Here is a 16622-nt window from a genome sequence, read left to right as displayed (position 1 = left end):
GAATCGGCGAATTTTGTTCATGATATGTTCTTTTCTTGCGGGAAGCGAATCCTTCCGAAATTTCGGGCGCCGCGACGGGCCTCGTTCCGTCCGGGCAAGAGACGCCGGACAAGAGAAGATTGTCTTTGCCGGGACCGGCCTTACTGTGGCGGCTTTGGACGAACAGGCGATCAGAGAGAGCGATGACCCGGCATATCCCATGGATTTTGATCGCAATTGCCGGCGCGGTGGCGCTGTCGGTGGTGGCCGTGTCGCGCGGCGAGGCGGTCAATGCGCTGTGGATCGTGGTGGCGGCGGTCAGCAGCTTCCTGGTCGCCTATCGCTATTATGCACTCTATATCGCGCGAACCGTGATGCGGCTCGACCCGTCGCGGCCCACGCCCGCGATCCGGCGGGCCGATGGGCTGGACTATGTCGCGACCGACCGGACAGTGCTGTTCGGGCATCATTTCGCGGCGATTGCCGGCGCCGGGCCGCTGGTGGGACCGGTGCTGGCGGCGCAGATGGGCTATCTGCCCGGCACGCTGTGGATCATCGCGGGCGTGGTGCTGGCCGGGGCGGTGCAGGACTTCATGGTGCTGTTCATCTCGATGCGGCGGGACGGCAAGTCGCTGGGCGAGCTGATCCGCATGGAGATGGGGCAAGTCGCCGGAACCATTGCCCTCTTCGGCGCCTTCATGATCATGGTGATCATCCTGGCCGTGCTGGCGCTGATCGTGGTGAAGGCACTGGCGGAAAGTCCCTGGGGCATGTTCACCGTGGCGGCGACGGTGCCGCTGGCGATGGTGATGGGCGCCTATACGCGCTGGATCAGGCCGGGACGGATCGGCGAGGTGTCGCTGCTGGGGCTGGTCGGGTTGCTGGCGGCCATCGTCTATGGGCAGAGCATCGCGCAGTCGCCGGTCTGGGGGCCGGTCTTCACCTTCACCCCGGTGCAGCTTTGCTGGATATTGATCGGCTATGGCGCGATCGCGTCGGTGCTGCCGGTATGGCTGCTGCTGGCGCCGCGCGACTATCTGTCAACCTTCCTGAAGATCGGGGCGATCGCGGCGCTGGCGATTGGCATCGTCATCATGGCGCCGCCTTTGAAGATGCATGCTGTCACCCCATTTGCGAGCGGCAATGGGCCGGTCTGGGCTGGCGGGCTGTTCCCCTTCCTCTTCATCACCATTGCTTGCGGAGCGGTGTCGGGTTTCCATGCGCTCATTTCGAGCGGCACCACGCCCAAGCTGATCGCGAGCGAAGCGCATGCACCCTTCATCGGCTATGGCGCGATGCTGATGGAGGCGTTCGTGGCGATCATGGCGCTGGTGGGGGCGTCGATCCTCGATCCGGGCATTTATTTCACGATGAACAGCCCCGCCGCCGCGATCGGCAAGGATGCGGCGAGCGCGGCAGCGGCGGTGACGGCCATGGGCTTTCCGATTACGCCCGACCTCATCCTCCAGACGGCGAAGGATGTGGGCGAGCATAGCATCATCTCCCGCGCGGGGGGCGCGCCGACGCTGGCCGTGGCGATGGCGGAGATATTCTCCCATGTCGTGGGCGGGCCGGCGATGAAGGCCTTCTGGTATCATTTCGCGATATTGTTCGAGGCGCTGTTCATCCTGACCGCCGTGGATGCGGGGACACGCGCCGGGCGTTTCATGTTGCAAGACCTCATCGCCCTGGCGGTCCCCGGCTTCAAGGAGACGAAGAGCATGGCGCCGGGGATCGTCGCCACGGGGTTGACCGTCGCGGCCTGGGGTTTTTTCCTCTATCAGGGTGTGACCGATCCGCTGGGCGGGGTGAATACGCTCTGGCCGGTGTTCGGCATCTCCAACCAGATGTTGGCGGCGATCGCGCTGATGCTGGGGACGGCGGTGCTGTTCCGGATGAAGCGGGACAGGTTCGCCTGGGTGACGATGGTCCCGGCCGCATGGCTGCTGATCTGCACCCTGTCGGCGGGGTTCCTGAAGCTGTTTTCGGCGGATGCCAAGGTCGGCTTCCTGGCGCATGCCGCGAAGTTCAGCGCGGCGGCGGACAAGGGAGAGATACTGGCGCCCGCCCAGTCGATGGCGGAGATGGAAGCGATCATCTTCAATGACCGGGTCGATGCCGGCCTGGTCGCGATCTTCCTGTTCGTGGTGCTGGCCATATTGCTGTTTACGGTGCGGACCTGTCTGGCGGCGCGAAAAGTGGGCGCGCCGACCGCGCGTGAAATCCCGGCGCAACTGGTGCCAGCGGAATGAGCGTCTTTCTCCATCGCTTGCGGCAGATGGCGCGCATGATGGTCGGGGTGCCGGACTATGACGTCTATTTGCGGCACATGCGGGAATGCCATCCCGAGCGCGCGCCCATGGATCGGACCGCCTTTTTCCGGGAGCGGCAGGAAGCGCGTTATGGGGGCAAGAATGGCGGAAAATGCTGTTAGAGCATCGTGCGCAAAAGTGGGAACCGATTTTGCGCTTAAAGCGATGCGACAACAAAAGCTGAGAGCGCGCGACTTGCGTACGATTTAACGCAGCGCGCTCTAGAATTCGTCCGGATCGGATGGAGGTGCGACATGCTTCCGCCTTCGTAAGCAGAGATTTTCCACCTCGACAGCACAGAAGCCGCGGAAGCGTCGTGCAATTCCCCTTCCACCATTTGTCTTGAAATGGTCCCCCTCCCCATCCTCGATGGGGAAGATTTTCAGCGTGGCATGTTGAAGCTGTCGATCATGCCTGCGGCGATGGAGAGGGCGATTTCGGCGGCGCCCACTGCGCCTATGTCGAGACCGGCGGGGCCGTCGATGCGCGCCAGATCGTCGGGCGAAAAGCCCATGGCGGCCAGCCGGTCCAGCCGGGCCGCATGGCTCCTGCGGGAACCCAGCGCGGCGATATAGCCCGTCGGCGCACACAGCGCGGCGGCCAATGCCGGATCGTCGATCTTGATATCATGGCTGAGCGTCACCACCGCCGTCGATTCGCCGGGCGAGCGGGCAGCAATGGCTTCATCGGGCCAGCGGTCGTCCCGTTCGATGCCGGGGAAACGTTCCTCCGTCAGAAACCGGCCGCGCGGGTCGATGATGACCGGCGTGACGCCGATCGCCCGTGCGAGCGCGCCCAACGACTGCGCGATCTGCACCGCGCCCACGATCAGCACCCGGCGCGGCGGATCATAGCGGTTGTGGAATTGTCCTTCCCATGCGCCTTCCCGCGTCCGGCCAGTTTCCAGATCGGTCGACAGGATGAGCGCCCTGCCCTGCCCGCTTTCCACCGCGATCCGGTCGAACAGCGCGGGGTCGAAGCCGTCGGGGCCGACCGGCTGCACCAGCACGTTGATCTCCCCGCCGCAAGGCAGGCCGACCGCCCAGGCGTCCCCATCGGCCACGCCGTAAATCTCCAGATGCGCCGGACGCCCCGCGATCACTTCGGCCGTGCGCTGAAGCACGTCGGTTTCGACGCAGCCCCCGGAGATGCTGCCTTCGAAGCGGCCATCCTCATGCACGATCATATGGCTGCCCCGCGGTCGCGGCGCGGAGCCCCAGGTCGATACCACGGTCGCCAGCGCCAGCGGGGCGCCGCTCCATTCCATGGCCTTGCGGATCACCGCGCCATTATCATTCAAAATCCTGCCTCCCAATCCATCCCTTTCAAACCAGCCGTCGTCCCGTCCAGACCACCCGTCCCACGATCATAACCAGCGCCGGGTCGATGTCGATCCAGTCGGGATAATGGGGATTGTCGCTGAGAACGGAAAACAGCCCCCGCCGCGGTCCCATGGCCACCCGTTTCACCATCAGCACGCCGTCGAGCCGGAGGACATAGACGCCGTCGCGCAATCGGATCGCATCATCATCATGATCGACCATGATCTCATCGCCGTCGCTCAATGTCGGCGCCATGGATTCGCCGTCGACGCGGATGATCGATATTTTTTGCGGGCGGACGCCCAGATGGCGCAGCCAGTTGGCGTCGAACGCCATCACGCCCGCCGTCCGCTCATCCTCGTCCAGCGACCCCGGCCCGGCCGAAGCCCCCAGGGACAGGCGCGGCACGGTGATCACGGCGGGCAGCGACCGCATCTTGGTCGGGGTTTCCGGTCGCACGGTCGAACCGCCCAGCATCTGCTCCGCCACGCCGAAATAGCGGGCCAATATTCGCCGGTCCTCCTCGTCCAGCTTGCGGGGGGAGCCGCGTTTGATGAACTGCTGAATATAGGCCGGATTGCGGTTCAGCAGGCGCGAGAGGTCGGAATAGCTGTCCCCCCGCTCAGCGATCAAACGCTCCAGCACGATACGCGGATCTTCTCCATTACCGACCATGTTTCATCCATAATGATAGGAATTTTCCTAGACAAGTAGGAAATAGGGTAACAGATGGAAATTCTCTTGCGCATTCGCATCGGGCGAATCGAGTCGATAGAGGAGAAGCAGAAGAATGCTGTTGCGAGCCGTCGAAAAATTTCTGCGAGAAAATGGTATCCCGGCGACGCGGTTCGGCCGCGAAAGCGTGCGCGATCCGCGCCTGGTCTTCGACTTGCGCAGGGGACGCGAACCGGGCGCCCGAATGAGGAGACGCGTAGAACATTTCATGAACACATATCGCAGGAGTGTTGGTCAATGACAAGCATCGGCATGTCTGTCGCCTCCGCCAACCTGCTCCGAAATGGCGAAACCGGGACCAAGGGCCGGGACCCCCTCCCCCGGCTGCTGGGGCAATTGACGGCGCGGGCGGGCACGCCCGTCACGGTCGAACGCGCCGCCAGCCGCCCCTGGGCCAGCGCCCTGTTCCAGGGACGACGCCATGTCATCACGCTGAGCCTCGCCGGACCCGATGCGGCAGCGCGGCGGGCGGCGTTCGTCGCCGAGATCGAGGAGGCGGAATGGAGCCTGACCGGCCATTTCGTCGCCGATCTCAGCATCGATGACAGCTATCCGATGCCAGGCGGCGAATGGATCGAACTGTCGGCGCTCACCATCGAAGATTGGTGAGGTTGCCTTGCCGGAGCGCGCACGGCGGCGGCGCGCTCCCGTCCATCAGTTCAACGGGCGCGGCCCGCCATGGTACGCAACGTACCGAGCGCGGCACGCAGGGCATCGTCCACGCCCTGTTCCACATGGTCGCGGACCGGTACGGCCGCCTCGACGGGCATGTCGGCCAAAACGGAGACCGGACGTCCCATTCGCTTGCGCTGGGCAAGGCCTCGTTCCAGCCTTTCGGCCAGTTCCGACAGGGAAAGATTTGTGATCGGGGCAGGCGCCGGAGCGGCCTGACGCTCGGCCTGAGCTTGGTCAGGCTGTGCAATCTCCTCATAATCGGCATCGACGGTTTCGGCGGAAAAGGCGCGCCGGAGGCGGGCGAAGGCGCTTTCTTCCGTCATTTCCCCCGGCGTACCGGGGATGGAGAGGCCAGCGGCTGGCACCCTCTCTTCCGCTTCCGCTTCGGCCTGCACCTCCACCTCGCCGCGTCCCGGCGCGGTGCGGGCGAATATGTCCAGCCCGCCAAAGTCGCGGCTGGCGAAGATCGGCGGCCGCGCGGGCGCGTCGGGATGGGCATCGGCGCGGCGCAACGTCGGCCCGGACTTGTTCCGGTCACGTGACAGCCAGCTCAGCTTGGACAAGGCAAAACCCATTTTGCTCACTCCTGCGGCGCTTTTCCCGCGCCCTTTCCTTTCATGCGTCAACAACGCGACGCGCGTTTCCCTCTGCCTTACTCCGATCAGGCCCAGCACCATCATGGCGCCGAACGCCGCCATCATCAGCCGGGCCGTCATCCCCAGCGGCGGGGCGGCGGCGGGGACGGCTTCGCTGAGGCCGCTCGACGCCACCATGGTTTCGACCAGCCCGACCGGTATCGAGAAGAGGAGCAGCCCGGCCGCCAGCGCGCCCAGCAGCGCCTTTGCCCACCTGCCCATCTTGCTCAGGCCGCCGCCCGCACCCGCTGCGGGCGCGCCAGCAACTGCCGGTAGACGGGTTCGTAGCGAAGAATGTTTGACGACCAGTTACGCTCGCGCTCGACGAAGGCCCGTGCGACCGCCCGCCGCTCGTCCCAGAAGCCGCGATCCGCGAACATTCCCGCGAGAGCGGCGGCGATGGCGGGCGGATCGTTGGGCGCGAACAGCGTGCCGGTGACACCATGTTCGATCAGCTCGCGATGGCCGCCGACGCTGGAGGCGGCGACCAGGCGGCCCTGCGCCATCGCTTCCAATGGCTTCAGCGGCGTCACCAGATCGGTGAGCCGCATCGCCTTGCGCGGATAGGCGAGGATGTCGACCTGCGCATAATAATCCTCGACCTGGGTGTGCGGCACACGGCCGACAAAGACGATATGGTCGGCAAAGGGCGAGGCCATGGCCTGATCGCGCAGCGCCTGTTCGCGCGGGCCGCCGCCGACCAGCAGCAGCTTCGCCTTCGGGCGGGCGCGCACCAATTTGGGCAAGGCGGCGATCAGGTCGTCCAGCCCCTCATAATCGTAGAAGCTGCCGATGAAGCCGACGACATCGGCGCCTTCCAATCCCAATCGCCGGGTCAGCGCCGGATCGCGGGGGACCGGCGTGCCGAACTGGTCCATGTCGACGCCATTGGGCGAGACGATGATCTTGGCCCCGTCGATGCCGCGCGCGACCAGGTCTTCGCGCAACCCTTCGCAGATCACTGCCACCGCATCGGCGCCGCGCACGGCATGGGTTTCGAGCTGGCGGGTCAGCCAGTAACGCGGGCTGCCCTCCGTCCCGGTGCCGTTGCCGACCGCCGCATCCTCCCAGAAGGCGCGGATTTCGTAGATCAAGGGAATGTGGTGACGCTTCGCCACCTTCTGCGCGGCGATGGCGTTCAGCACCGGCGAATGGGCGTGGATGATGTCGGGCCGCCATTGGCGCACCAGCGACTCGATCGCTTCGGCATGGGCGGAAATGTCCCGCCACTCGCGCAGCAGCGGATTGCCGCCGGTCGATTCGCCCGGCGTGCGATGGAAATGGAGGCCGTCGACAATCTCTTCCAGTTGCCCCGGCACGCCGTGACGATAGCCGGTGATCCCGCGCACCTCCCAGCCCTTGGCCATCTGCGCCCGCAGGATCGCGCGGGTGCGGAAGGTGTATCCGCTATGCATCGGCAGGCTGTGGTCCAGCACATGGAGAATACGGGGGAGAATACGGGGGAGAATCCGTGTCATGGCGCCGAGTCTTGCCGGAAAAGGTTTAACGGGCCGTCAACTCTGTTGGGGTAAAGCATCCCAGGTTCGGGCTTCGGCACGATGGAACTGACGGATTACCCAAGTCACTCGATGATCGACGCTCTCTCCCTCCTCATCAGCCATGGCGTCATCTTGCTGGCGGCATGGCGACTGCTCTCGCGCCCCGACCTGGATCGCGATCCCCCCTCTGCCCTCGAAACGGAGAGCAGCGGCGATGCGTGACCTTTTCTTCGTCGCCTTTCTCGGCGCCTTCTTCCTGGCGGGCCTCAGGCGACCGTTCCTGCTGGTCGCGGTCTATGCCTATATCGACATCGTTTCGCCCCAGCGGCTTTCCTATTTTCTGCTGAACAGCATCCCCATCTCCTTCATCGCCTTCGTGGCAACGGTGGGGGCCTGGGCGCTGGTCGACGACAAGAAGGATTGCCGCTTCTCGATGCGGCAGGTGATCCTGCTGCTGCTGCTGGCCTGGTGCGGCTACACGACGGCGACGGCGGACTTCCCGATCAACGCGGCCACCAAATGGGGCTGGGTGTGGAAGGCGATGGTGTTCGCCGTCTTCCTGCCCGTCACGCTGCGCACACGGCTGCGGATCGAGGCGCTGGCCCTGTTCATGGTGCTCTGCGCCAGCACGATCATCATCAATGGCGGCATGAAGACGGCGCTGTCGGGCGGCGGCTATGGCGTGCTGAACCTGATGGTCGACAATAATAGCGGCCTTTATGAAGGCAGCATCATTTCGACCGTCGCCATTTCGCTGATCCCGCTGATCCTGTGGCTGGCGCAGCATGGCACCATCTTTCCGCCCGACTGGCGGGTGAAGCTGTTCGCCTATGCGCTCTGCTTCGCCTGCCTGCTGATGCCGATCGGGACGGAGGCGCGTACGGGGCTGGTGTGCATCGCCATCCTCGCCGGCCTCATGCTGATGCGGTCGAAGCGGCGCTTCGTCTATGGCCCGTTGATGGCGCTGGCGGCCCTGGCGGCCATCCCCTTCCTGCCCGCCAGCTTCACCCAGCGCATGTCGACCATCGAGAATCACCAGAGCGACGAAAGCGCCTCCACGCGGCTGGAAGTGTGGAAATGGACGCTGGGCTATGTGAAGGAGCATCCGGCCGGCGGGGGCTTCGACAATTATCTCCAGAACAAATTCACCTATGTCATGCAGGAGCGGGTCGTCGACGCCGCCGGTTCGCGCATGGAGAAGCGCATCGTCACCGATCATGGCCGCGCCTATCACAGCGCCTATTTCGAGATGCTGGGCGAGCAGGGCTATTTCGGCTTCTTCCTCTGGGCGCTGCTGCACCTGACCTGCTTCATCCGGACCGAAGCGATCCGGCGGATGTACCGAAAGCGCGAGGGTGAGGAAGCCTGGATCGCGCCCTTCGCCCTTGCCCTGCAACAGGGGCACGTCATCTACATGGTAGGATCGCTGTTCGTGGGCATCGCCTATCAGCCGTTCATCTTCATGATGCTCTCGCTCCAGATCGGCCTCGACACTTATTTGACCCGGAAACGCAAGGCCGCCGCGCGCCAGCCGTTATTTCCCGCATCACCAGTCGCGCAGGGGAGCGCCGCATGAAGGGCGAGTTGAAGATTTTGGGCCTGGCCCACGGGCTGCTGCTGGGGCTGGTGCTCGCCTCGCCGCTGGTCGCGCCGTCGTTGCTGCCCTGGGGCGCCGAAGCGCTGTTCATCATCGCCGCCTTCCAGTTGCGGCTGGCCGACCGGCGCTGGGAAACGCGGGCGGGCCTGCGTGGCTGGATCAGCCATATCCGCATGGCGCCGCTGCGGCTGGTGCCATGGGCGGGGACGGCGGTCGTCGCGGCGATTGCCGGGCCGGAGCAGGCCCGGCTCGCCGCCGCGATCCTGATCGCCGTCGTCATGGGCGAATTGCTGGTCTATCCCGTCATCGCGCATCTGCTCGGCCGCTTGCCGCGCCTGGGTCTGGCGGGGGCGATGCTGTTGCTGCTGATCGGCTGCGGCCTTGCCGGACCGGGTCAGGCGGCGCGCTTCGCCATGGCCTTTGCGCTGGGCATCAGTGGCTGCGTCTTCTGGCTGCGCGGACCCGATGGGGAGGCGGGCGCGACCCTCGCCGCGCTGGGCGGCGCGGTCGGCGCGCTGGCGGTCGCCCTGCTGGTGCCGATGGCGCAGGGCGTGGCGATACCGGCCGCGACCCTTTGCCTGACGCTGACCTTTGCCCATCTGTCGGTGATGCGGCGCCACCCGCTGCACTGGCGGCTGCCGAGCGGCATGCGCCGCGTGCTCCCGCGCCCGGGGGGTCTTGGCTGACGTGGAACGAAGCAAGGCATGGCGGGTTTGATGGCGTGAGACGATCATGCCCGCTACGCCCCGCATCATCCACGCCAATGACGGCATGCCCGGTATCACGCGCCGGGCGCTGAAACGGGGATGGGCCTATTTCGACGCCGGCGGTACGCGGATCACCGACCGGGAGGAGATCGACCGGCTGAACGCCATCGCCATGCCGCCCGCCTATCGCGATTGCTGGTTTTGCCCACACCCGGACGGCCATATCCAGGCGACCGGCTATGACGACCGGGGACGCAAGCAATATCGTTATCACACCGCGTTCCGCGCCGCGCGCGAAGCGGAGAAATATGCCGGATGCGCCGCCTTCGGCCATGCCCTGCCGAAGCTGCGCGCACGTATCGAGGCCGATCTGTCGCGGCTCGGCCTTGCCAAGGAAAAGACGCTCGCCGCGGTCGTGCGCCTGCTCGACCTCGCCAAGGTGCGCGTCGGCAACGAGCAATATGTCGCCGCGAACAAGAGCTTCGGCGCCACGACCCTGCGCCGCCGCCATGTCGACCTGCGGGGGCAGGCGCTGCGCCTGCGCTACCGCGCCAAGTCGGGACGGGAGCATGAACTGACGATCACCGACCGCCGGCTTGTGCGCTTCGTGCGGGCGGTGCAGGACCTGCCGGGGCAGCATCTGTTCCAATATCTGGATGAGGAGGGCGTCGCCCGGCCCATCACCTCCAGCGACGTCAACGCCTATATCGCGCAGGCCATGAGGGGCGACTTCACCGCCAAGCATTTCCGCACCTGGGGTGCATCCGTCATCGCCTTCGAAGCGCTGGCGACGGGCAGCATTTCCCTGAAGCAGATGATCGCGCCGGTGGCGGAGGCGCTGGGCAACACCCCGGCAATCAGCCGCAAAAGCTATATTCATCCCGCGTTGATGGAACTTTGCCGCAACGGACAGGATGAATGGCGCGAGGGGCTTCGCCTGCCGCGCGCAACCCGCTATCTGTCCCGCTACGAACGAGGACTGATCGCCCTGCTGGAAAGCCTGGACATGGCTTGCGCTTTCCGGCGGGCGGCCTGACCCGTACCCACGGTTCCAAGGATTTCCATGGCCCAGAAAGATCCCGTCGCCCTTCCCGAGATTGACGTGCGCCCCCCCAACCTGACCGAGATGTGGCATTCGACGGTTCACTGGTTCTCGCTCCATTATTGGCAGATCCTGATCGCGATCGGCGCGGCGGTGGTGATCTATACCCTGCTGACCGCACTGCGCAGCATCGGCGGGCGGCTGAAGGGGGCACCCGGCGACACGCTGGGTTTCGTCAATGTCGCGGGCCGGTCCTTCGCCCGGACCACTCATTTCTTCATGGCCATGGTCGCGGCGCGGCTGGTGGTGAGCTATGCCAATCCACCGCAGATGGTGCTGAAGACCGTCGCCTTCCTCTTCACCATCGCAGCCGTCTTCCAATGCGCCATCTGGGCGCGGGAGATCATATTGGGGCTGGTCGAACGGCGCACCTCGGCGGACGAAAGCCAGAGCCTGGCCAATGCCATGGGGCTGATCCGCGTGCTCGTGACGTTCGCACTGTTCGCGATCGCTCTGATCGTGGTGCTGGACAATCTGGGTGTGAACGTCACCGGCCTGGTCGCGGGTCTGGGCATCGGCGGCATTGCCATCGGCCTCGCCGCGCAGGGCATATTCTCCGACCTGTTCGCCGCGCTGTCGATCATCTTCGACAAGCCCTTCCGCCAGGGCGAGGTCATCACCTATGACCAGACCACCGCCCGGGTCGAGCATATCGGCCTGAAAAGCACGCATCTGCGCGCGATGAGCGGTGAGAAGAAGGTGATTTCCAACGCCAATCTGCTGCAGAAGGAGATCACCAGCCTCCAGATGCTCGCCCAGCGGCGCGTGACCTTCGCCATCGGCATCATCTACCAGACGCCGGAGGACAAGGCCGATGCGATCCCCGCGATGTTGAAGGAGATCGTCGAGGCGCAGGGGCATATCTTCGTCAATGCGGGGCTGGTCAGTTTCGGCGCGAGTTCGCTCGATTATCAGCTCAATTTCGACGTGCCCGATCCCGATACCCACGATTATTTCGCCTCGCGGCACCAGGTCGGCCTCGCCATCTGGAAGCGCTTCAGGGCGGCGGGGATCGAGTTCGCCTATCCGACGCAGACGAGTTTCACGGCCGCCCCGGATGGACATGCCGTCATGCCCTATCCGGATGTGCAGCCGGTGGTGCGGGTCGACCAGAAGGGCGGGGAGGCCCAGGATCGGCTCGCCTGATCGCATATCGGACTCGGCCCGGCCTGCTCCCCCTTGCCTGAGACGGCGTCGGGAGTCAGGCCGGAGCCGACCATGAACAGACATTCCGGATGCCCATGAAACCGATCTATCTGGTGGCTGCCATCGCCGCCCTCGCCCTTGCGCCAGCAGCCCATGCCGAGGGGATCGGCGCCGAACTCAACTATGGTCGCGCCGACGGTCATTGGGGAACGGAAATCGGCGCAGGCTATGCGATGGGCATGGGCGGCTTCCGCCTGACACCGGGCGGCGGCGTGTATCTGCGCGACGGCGATACGAAGCTCTATGGGCGGGTCGAGGCGAGCTATACCCTGCCCGCTTCCGCCACTATCGGCGCGGGCGTGCGCTTCAGCGGCGACAATATACGCCCCTATGCCACGCTGGCCATGCCGCTGATCCCCAAGCTGCGCGCCAAGGCCAATGTCGGGCCGAAATATTATGCGGTGGGTCTGACGCTGGGTTATTGATCGCGTTCCTGCTGCTCCTGCGCGGGCAGGAGCACAGAATCAATCCAAGCCCCACAAAGTGCCGGGATGAAGTAGCCCGTCGCGCATCTCCAGCCCGCCATCGCGGTCCTTCGCCAGCAGCAGCGCGCCGTCCAGATCGATCCAGTCCGCCCCCTGCGCGACCAGCGCGGCGGGCGCGATGCCCAGCGACGTGCCCAGCATGCAGCCGACCATCACGCGGAAACCCCGCGCCCTCGCCTCGCGCGACAGGGCGAGCGCCTCGGTCAGGCCGCCCGCCTTGTCCAGCTTGATGTTCACCGCGTCGAAACCGCCCAGCCGGTCGAGATCGGCGCGGCTATGGCAACTTTCATCCGCGCACAGGGGCAAGGGCGCCCTGATCCCGGTCAGCCGCTCCTCCCTGCCGTGGAAAACCGGCTGCTCGACCATCTCGACGCCCAGTTCCGCCAGCGCCCCTGCCTCGGCCACGATGTCGCGTTCATGCCAGCTTTCATTGGCATCGACAATCAGCCGCACATCCGGCGCGCCCGCCCGCACGGCCGCGATCCGCGCGCGGTCGCCTTCGCCCGTGAGCTTGCATTTGAGCAGGCCGAAGCCGCGTCTCGCCGCAGCCCGCGCATCCGCCTCCATCTTCTCCGGCTCGCCCAGGCTGATGGTGAAGGCGGTCGGCAAGGGCCTGGGTTGGTCCAGACCGGCAAGCCGCCACACCGGCATTCCGGCACGCTTCGCCTCCAGATCCCAGAGCGCGCAATCCAGCGCATTGCGGGCGGCGCCTCGCGGCATCGCCTCCAACAATGCCTCCCGCTCCAGCGGTCCGGCATAGGCGTTGATCGCCGCGGCGCAGCCTTCCGCCGTCTCGCCTTCATAATAGATCGCCGTACCCTCGCCCCGCCCGACATGCGCGCCATCGGCCACAGTGCAGACGACGACGTCCACCGATGTCTTGGCCCCCCGGCTGATGATGAAGGCCCCCGCGACCGGCCAGCGTTCAACAGTCGCGGATAGGAGGCGTGTCATCGGCGTTCCCTGTGCTGAATATGGTGGGGCCTGAGCGAACCGGCTATCCCCGCCGCATAACCCCTCTCGACCCGCAGATAAAGGATAGGCGCACCCGTGACATCCAGAGAATTGACCGGCCTGCTGCCCCTCGGCGATGCCGACGCGCTGGCGGCCCGGCGCCGGCCGCGCGCCCTTGGCGACTGGGCCTGGCGCATCGGCTTCGGCGCGATCACCTGGCCCTGGCTGCTGGCCAGCCTGTCGGGCGGGCGCAAGGCGGACAAGCGGGCCTTGCTCGATGAACTCGGCCTGCCCCATGACGCGCTGCCGCATCTGGGGAGCTGGAAGGCGGATGTCGGTTTCCTGCGGCATATCGTCCGCGAGATCGCGCGGGCGCGGCCGGCCAATGTGGTCGAGCTGGGCGCGGGTGCCTCGACGCTGATCGCGGCGCGCGCGCTTGCCCAGCATGGCGGGGGGCGGCTGACCAGCTTCGACCAGCATGACGGCTTCGTGCGGGCGACGCGCGACTGGCTTTCCGATCATGGCCTGCATGCCGATCTGCGTCATGCGCCCCTTGTCGCGGAGAGCCGGGACTGGCCGGGGCGCTGGTATGATATCGACAGCCTGCCCGACAGCATCGACATGCTGATCATCGACGGGCCGCCCTGGGCGGTGCATCCGCTGGTGCGCGGCGCGGCGGACAGCCTGTTCGCGCGCCTCTCTCCGGGCGCCGTCGTGCTGCTCGACGATGCGGCCCGCCCCGGTGAGCGGCTGGTCGCCCGGCGCTGGCGCAAGCGCTGGCCGCATATCGACTTCCAGTTGAGACATGACGGCACCAAGGGCACGTTGGTCGGACGCCGCCGCGACACGTCGATCCCCGTCGCCAACGACAATGAACGGGGCCGGGCCTGGCGGCATATCGCCCGCGCCGCCGGGATCGCCGCGCTGATCGCCACCGGCTGGATCGCGCGCGGGGAAATGGGCGAGTTTCCGCAAAGCGCGGAAGCCAGCACCTTTCTGGACGAAGCCGCCGCATCGCACCGCACGGGACTGTTGCGCCAGAGCATGGCTTCGCAGGTGGAAAGCGCGACGCTCAATCCGGGGGAAATCCGGCGCTCGACCGGCATCACCCTGCCGCCGCTGCCCGCGCGGTGGCGGATCGACGATGTCCAGCTCTATCCCACATCCGGCAGTCCCGCCCTGGCCGTGTCGATCACCACCCCGGACGGCGAGCAGCTCTCCTTCTTCGCCGACCGCGCCGAAACACCGGCAGAGTCCCGCCCGCTGCTGGCCCGACGGGCTGACGACGTCATCGCCTATTGGGAGGCGGGCGACATGGCCTATGCCTTGACGGGACGGGCGACGGCGGGCCGCATCATGACGCTGGCGGCGGAGATCGCGCCCGTTCTCTGATCCCCTTTTACAGTGCGCGGCAGGCTGCTACAGCGCACGCGCATGGAGGAACTGGACAAGCCGTCGCGCGACAAAACGCGCCCCGCCCTAGGCAGCCTGGGCATGATCTGGCGTTTCGCCAGCCGCTATCCCGGCCGCATTGCCGGCGCGCTCACCGCGCTGTTCATCTCCTCCGCCGCGACACTGGCGATTCCCAGCGGCTTCAAGCTGGTGATCGACCGGGGATTCATGGGTGGTGGCGATATCAGCCGCTGGTTCGAATATCTGTTCATCATCGTCGTGGTCCTGGCCGCTGCGACCGCCGCGCGCTTTTATTGCGTATCCTGGCTAGGGGAACGGGTCGTCGCCGATATCCGGTCCGCCACCCAGGCCAATCTGCTGCGGCAGGAGCCCCGCTTCTTCGAGGAAAACAGGCCGTCCGAAATCGCATCCCGCATGACTGCCGACACTGCGATCATCGACCAGGTGGTGGGATCGACCGTGTCCATCGCCCTGCGCAACGTGGTGACGGGCATTGGCGGCCTGATCTACCTGTTCGCGCTGGCGCCCAAGCTGGCAGGGCTGCTGCTGCTGGGCATTCCCGTCATTCTGGTCGCGATCATCGGCCTCGGCCGGCGCGTGCGCAAGCTTTCGCGCGCCAGTCAGGACCGGCTGGCCGAGGTCGGCAGCGTCACTTCCGAGACATTGGGCGCGATGAAGATCGTCCAGGCCTTCGGCCAGGAAGGCCGGGAGGCCGCCCGCTTCGACGCGACGGTCGAGATGGGTTTCGCCACCGCCCGCCGCCGCATTGCCCTGCGCGCGGCGATGACCGCCATCGTCATCGCGCTGGTGTTCGGATCGATCACCGCCGTCATGTGGCAGGGCGCGCTGGACGTCGCAGCCGGGCGCCTGTCGGGCGGCAGCATCGCAGCCTTCGTGTTGACCGGCGGGCTGGTCGCGGGGGCGTTTGGCGCGCTGTCGGAAACCTGGGGCGACCTGCTGCGCGGCGCGGGTGCGGCCGGGCGGTTGCATGAATTGATGATCGCCGTGCCGCAGATCGCGGTCCCACCGCGGCCGGTGCCGGTGCCGGGCGCGGCCCATGGGGCACGTCTTCAGTTCGAAGACGTGCATTTCCGCTATCCGACCCGCCCCGATCAGGCCGCGCTGCACGGCATTTCCATCGATATAGCGCCGGGCGAAACGGTGGCGATCGTCGGGCCTTCCGGCGCGGGCAAGTCCACGCTGATCCAGTTGGCGCTGCGCTTCTACGATCCCGATTCGGGCGATATCCGCCTGAACGGCGTGCCGCTGACGCAAGCCGACCCGGCCGCGGTACGCGCGATGATGGCGATGGTGCCGCAGGAAAGCATCATCTTCGCCGCGTCCGCCCGCGACAATCTGCGTTATGGCAAATGGGATGCGAGCGACGAGGAGATTTGGGCGGCCGCTCGCGCCGCCAATGCGGAACGCTTCCTGCGCGCCCTGCCGGAGGGTTTGGACAGCTATCTCGGCGAAGGCGGTGCACGCTTATCGGGCGGGCAGCGCCAGCGCCTGTCGATCGCCCGGGCCTTGCTGCGCGATGCGCCGATCCTGCTGCTCGATGAGGCGACCTCCGCGCTCGACGCGGAATCGGAGCGGCTGGTGCAGGACGCGCTCGCCCGGCTCATGCAGGGTCGCACGACGATCGTCATCGCCCACCGGCTCGCAACGGTGCGCGCCGCGGACCGGATATTGGTGCTCGATGAAGGGCGGCTGGTCGAACAGGGTAATCATGCCACGCTGATGGCCCGGCAAGGGCTCTATGCGCGGCTGGCCAATCTGCAATTTCAGGATGTTCCGGCGGGCTGAAGGTTCATCGGTTGTGGGTGGAGTTCCACCATTTCCCACTCTTCGTCCGGAACTTCAGCCGGGGTGATGCTGCCTCGGGCCAGGTGCGGTTTCGGAGGAAAGCGGGACCCAATCAGTTCCGCGGTGATGGGGATGGCCATGTCTTGCACCGGCCGACAGCCGCCCAAGCCTGTCTGACCGGCAGAACTGGAACGG

The 16622-nt window shown here is 66.1% G+C and carries 17 protein-coding genes; 12 read left to right on the top strand and 5 right to left on the bottom strand.

The window, feature by feature from the left end:
* The first annotated feature begins 182 nt into the window (after nucleotides 1-182).
* Nucleotides 183-2231, top strand: coding sequence for a carbon starvation CstA family protein (locus tag CAF53_RS11420; protein ID WP_100238109.1), 2049 nt, complete (start codon nucleotides 183-185; stop codon nucleotides 2229-2231).
* Nucleotides 2228-2413 carry a YbdD/YjiX family protein gene (locus CAF53_RS11415; protein WP_046763572.1) on the top strand — a complete coding sequence of 62 codons (186 nt, stop codon included), beginning with the start codon at nucleotides 2228-2230 and terminating at the stop codon, nucleotides 2411-2413. Before CAF53_RS11420 ends, CAF53_RS11415 begins: the two co-directional genes overlap by 4 nt.
* A 260-nt stretch (nucleotides 2414-2673) precedes the next feature.
* Here CAF53_RS11415 and CAF53_RS11410 read toward each other — a convergent pair whose 3' ends face one another.
* Both CAF53_RS11410 and CAF53_RS11405 read right to left on the bottom strand, forming a co-directional pair.
* Nucleotides 2674-3591 (bottom strand): XdhC family protein, encoded by a 918-nt coding sequence (locus tag CAF53_RS11410; RefSeq protein WP_100238108.1) that lies wholly within the window; start codon nucleotides 3589-3591, stop codon nucleotides 2674-2676.
* Nucleotides 3592-3616: 25 nt separating this feature from the next.
* Nucleotides 3617-4288 (bottom strand): S24 family peptidase, encoded by a 672-nt coding sequence (locus CAF53_RS11405; RefSeq protein WP_100238107.1) that lies wholly within the window; start codon nucleotides 4286-4288, stop codon nucleotides 3617-3619.
* A gap of 115 nt (nucleotides 4289-4403) precedes the next feature.
* Here CAF53_RS11405 and CAF53_RS28075 point away from each other — a divergent pair, with 115 nt between their 5' ends.
* Both CAF53_RS28075 and CAF53_RS11395 read left to right on the top strand, forming a co-directional pair.
* A complete protein-coding gene (locus tag CAF53_RS28075) occupies nucleotides 4404-4589 on the top strand; it encodes a hypothetical protein (RefSeq protein WP_084733104.1) in 186 nt (61 codons plus the stop codon).
* Nucleotides 4586-4957 (top strand): hypothetical protein, encoded by a 372-nt coding sequence (locus CAF53_RS11395; protein ID WP_100238106.1) that lies wholly within the window; start codon nucleotides 4586-4588, stop codon nucleotides 4955-4957. Before CAF53_RS28075 ends, CAF53_RS11395 begins: the two co-directional genes overlap by 4 nt.
* Before the next feature lie 50 nt (nucleotides 4958-5007).
* On the opposite strand, the gene CAF53_RS11390 is transcribed toward CAF53_RS11395, so the two are convergent.
* Both CAF53_RS11390 and CAF53_RS11385 read right to left on the bottom strand, forming a co-directional pair.
* Complete coding sequence (locus tag CAF53_RS11390; RefSeq protein ID WP_046763575.1) at nucleotides 5008-5880, bottom strand: hypothetical protein; 873 nt, start codon at nucleotides 5878-5880, stop codon at nucleotides 5008-5010.
* Nucleotides 5881-5885: 5 nt separating this feature from the next.
* Entirely contained in the window at nucleotides 5886-7136 is a 1251-nt protein-coding gene (locus CAF53_RS11385) for a TIGR04063 family PEP-CTERM/XrtA system glycosyltransferase (RefSeq protein WP_100238105.1), read from the bottom strand.
* 81 nt (nucleotides 7137-7217) lie between these two features.
* Here CAF53_RS11385 and CAF53_RS27065 point away from each other — a divergent pair, with 81 nt between their 5' ends.
* From CAF53_RS27065 to CAF53_RS11360, 6 genes are all read left to right on the top strand, one after another.
* Entirely contained in the window at nucleotides 7218-7379 is a 162-nt protein-coding gene (locus CAF53_RS27065; RefSeq protein ID WP_157801251.1) for a hypothetical protein, read from the top strand.
* Nucleotides 7372-8733 carry a putative O-glycosylation ligase, exosortase A system-associated gene (locus CAF53_RS11380; RefSeq protein ID WP_046763576.1) on the top strand — a complete coding sequence of 454 codons (1362 nt, stop codon included), beginning with the start codon at nucleotides 7372-7374 and terminating at the stop codon, nucleotides 8731-8733. The genes CAF53_RS27065 and CAF53_RS11380 overlap by 8 nt, the downstream gene beginning before the upstream one ends.
* Nucleotides 8730-9440, top strand: a complete 711-nt coding sequence (locus tag CAF53_RS11375) for a hypothetical protein (protein ID WP_100238104.1) — start codon at nucleotides 8730-8732, stop codon at nucleotides 9438-9440. The genes CAF53_RS11380 and CAF53_RS11375 overlap by 4 nt, the downstream gene beginning before the upstream one ends.
* Nucleotides 9441-9486: 46 nt before the next feature.
* Entirely contained in the window at nucleotides 9487-10497 is a 1011-nt protein-coding gene (locus CAF53_RS11370) for a DNA topoisomerase IB (protein ID WP_100238103.1), read from the top strand.
* Nucleotides 10498-10524: 27 nt separating this feature from the next.
* On the top strand, nucleotides 10525-11709 hold the full coding sequence (locus CAF53_RS11365) for a mechanosensitive ion channel domain-containing protein (protein ID WP_100238102.1): 1185 nt from the start codon (nucleotides 10525-10527) through the stop codon (nucleotides 11707-11709).
* 95 nt (nucleotides 11710-11804) lie between these two features.
* Nucleotides 11805-12194, top strand: a complete 390-nt coding sequence (locus CAF53_RS11360; protein ID WP_100238775.1) for a hypothetical protein — start codon at nucleotides 11805-11807, stop codon at nucleotides 12192-12194.
* Nucleotides 12195-12233: 39 nt separating this feature from the next.
* Here CAF53_RS11360 and dgcA read toward each other — a convergent pair whose 3' ends face one another.
* Nucleotides 12234-13208 carry an N-acetyl-D-Glu racemase DgcA gene (gene dgcA / locus CAF53_RS11355; protein WP_100238101.1) on the bottom strand — a complete coding sequence of 325 codons (975 nt, stop codon included), beginning with the start codon at nucleotides 13206-13208 and terminating at the stop codon, nucleotides 12234-12236.
* Nucleotides 13209-13304: 96 nt separating this feature from the next.
* Here dgcA and CAF53_RS11350 point away from each other — a divergent pair, with 96 nt between their 5' ends.
* Together CAF53_RS11350 and CAF53_RS11345 are read left to right on the top strand one after the other, a co-directional pair.
* Nucleotides 13305-14600 carry a class I SAM-dependent methyltransferase gene (locus CAF53_RS11350; protein WP_100238100.1) on the top strand — a complete coding sequence of 432 codons (1296 nt, stop codon included), beginning with the start codon at nucleotides 13305-13307 and terminating at the stop codon, nucleotides 14598-14600.
* Nucleotides 14601-14642: 42 nt separating this feature from the next.
* Nucleotides 14643-16427 (top strand): ABC transporter transmembrane domain-containing protein, encoded by a 1785-nt coding sequence (locus CAF53_RS11345; RefSeq protein WP_100238774.1) that lies wholly within the window; start codon nucleotides 14643-14645, stop codon nucleotides 16425-16427.
* The last annotated feature ends 195 nt before the right edge of the window (nucleotides 16428-16622 follow it).

It is taken from the genome of Sphingobium sp. LB126 (assembly GCF_002795205.1).
Taxonomy (GTDB): Bacteria; Pseudomonadota; Alphaproteobacteria; order Sphingomonadales; family Sphingomonadaceae; genus Sphingobium; species Sphingobium chungbukense.
The sequence above is the reverse complement of the archived record's forward strand: the minus strand, read 5'-3'. Positions and strand labels throughout refer to the sequence as shown.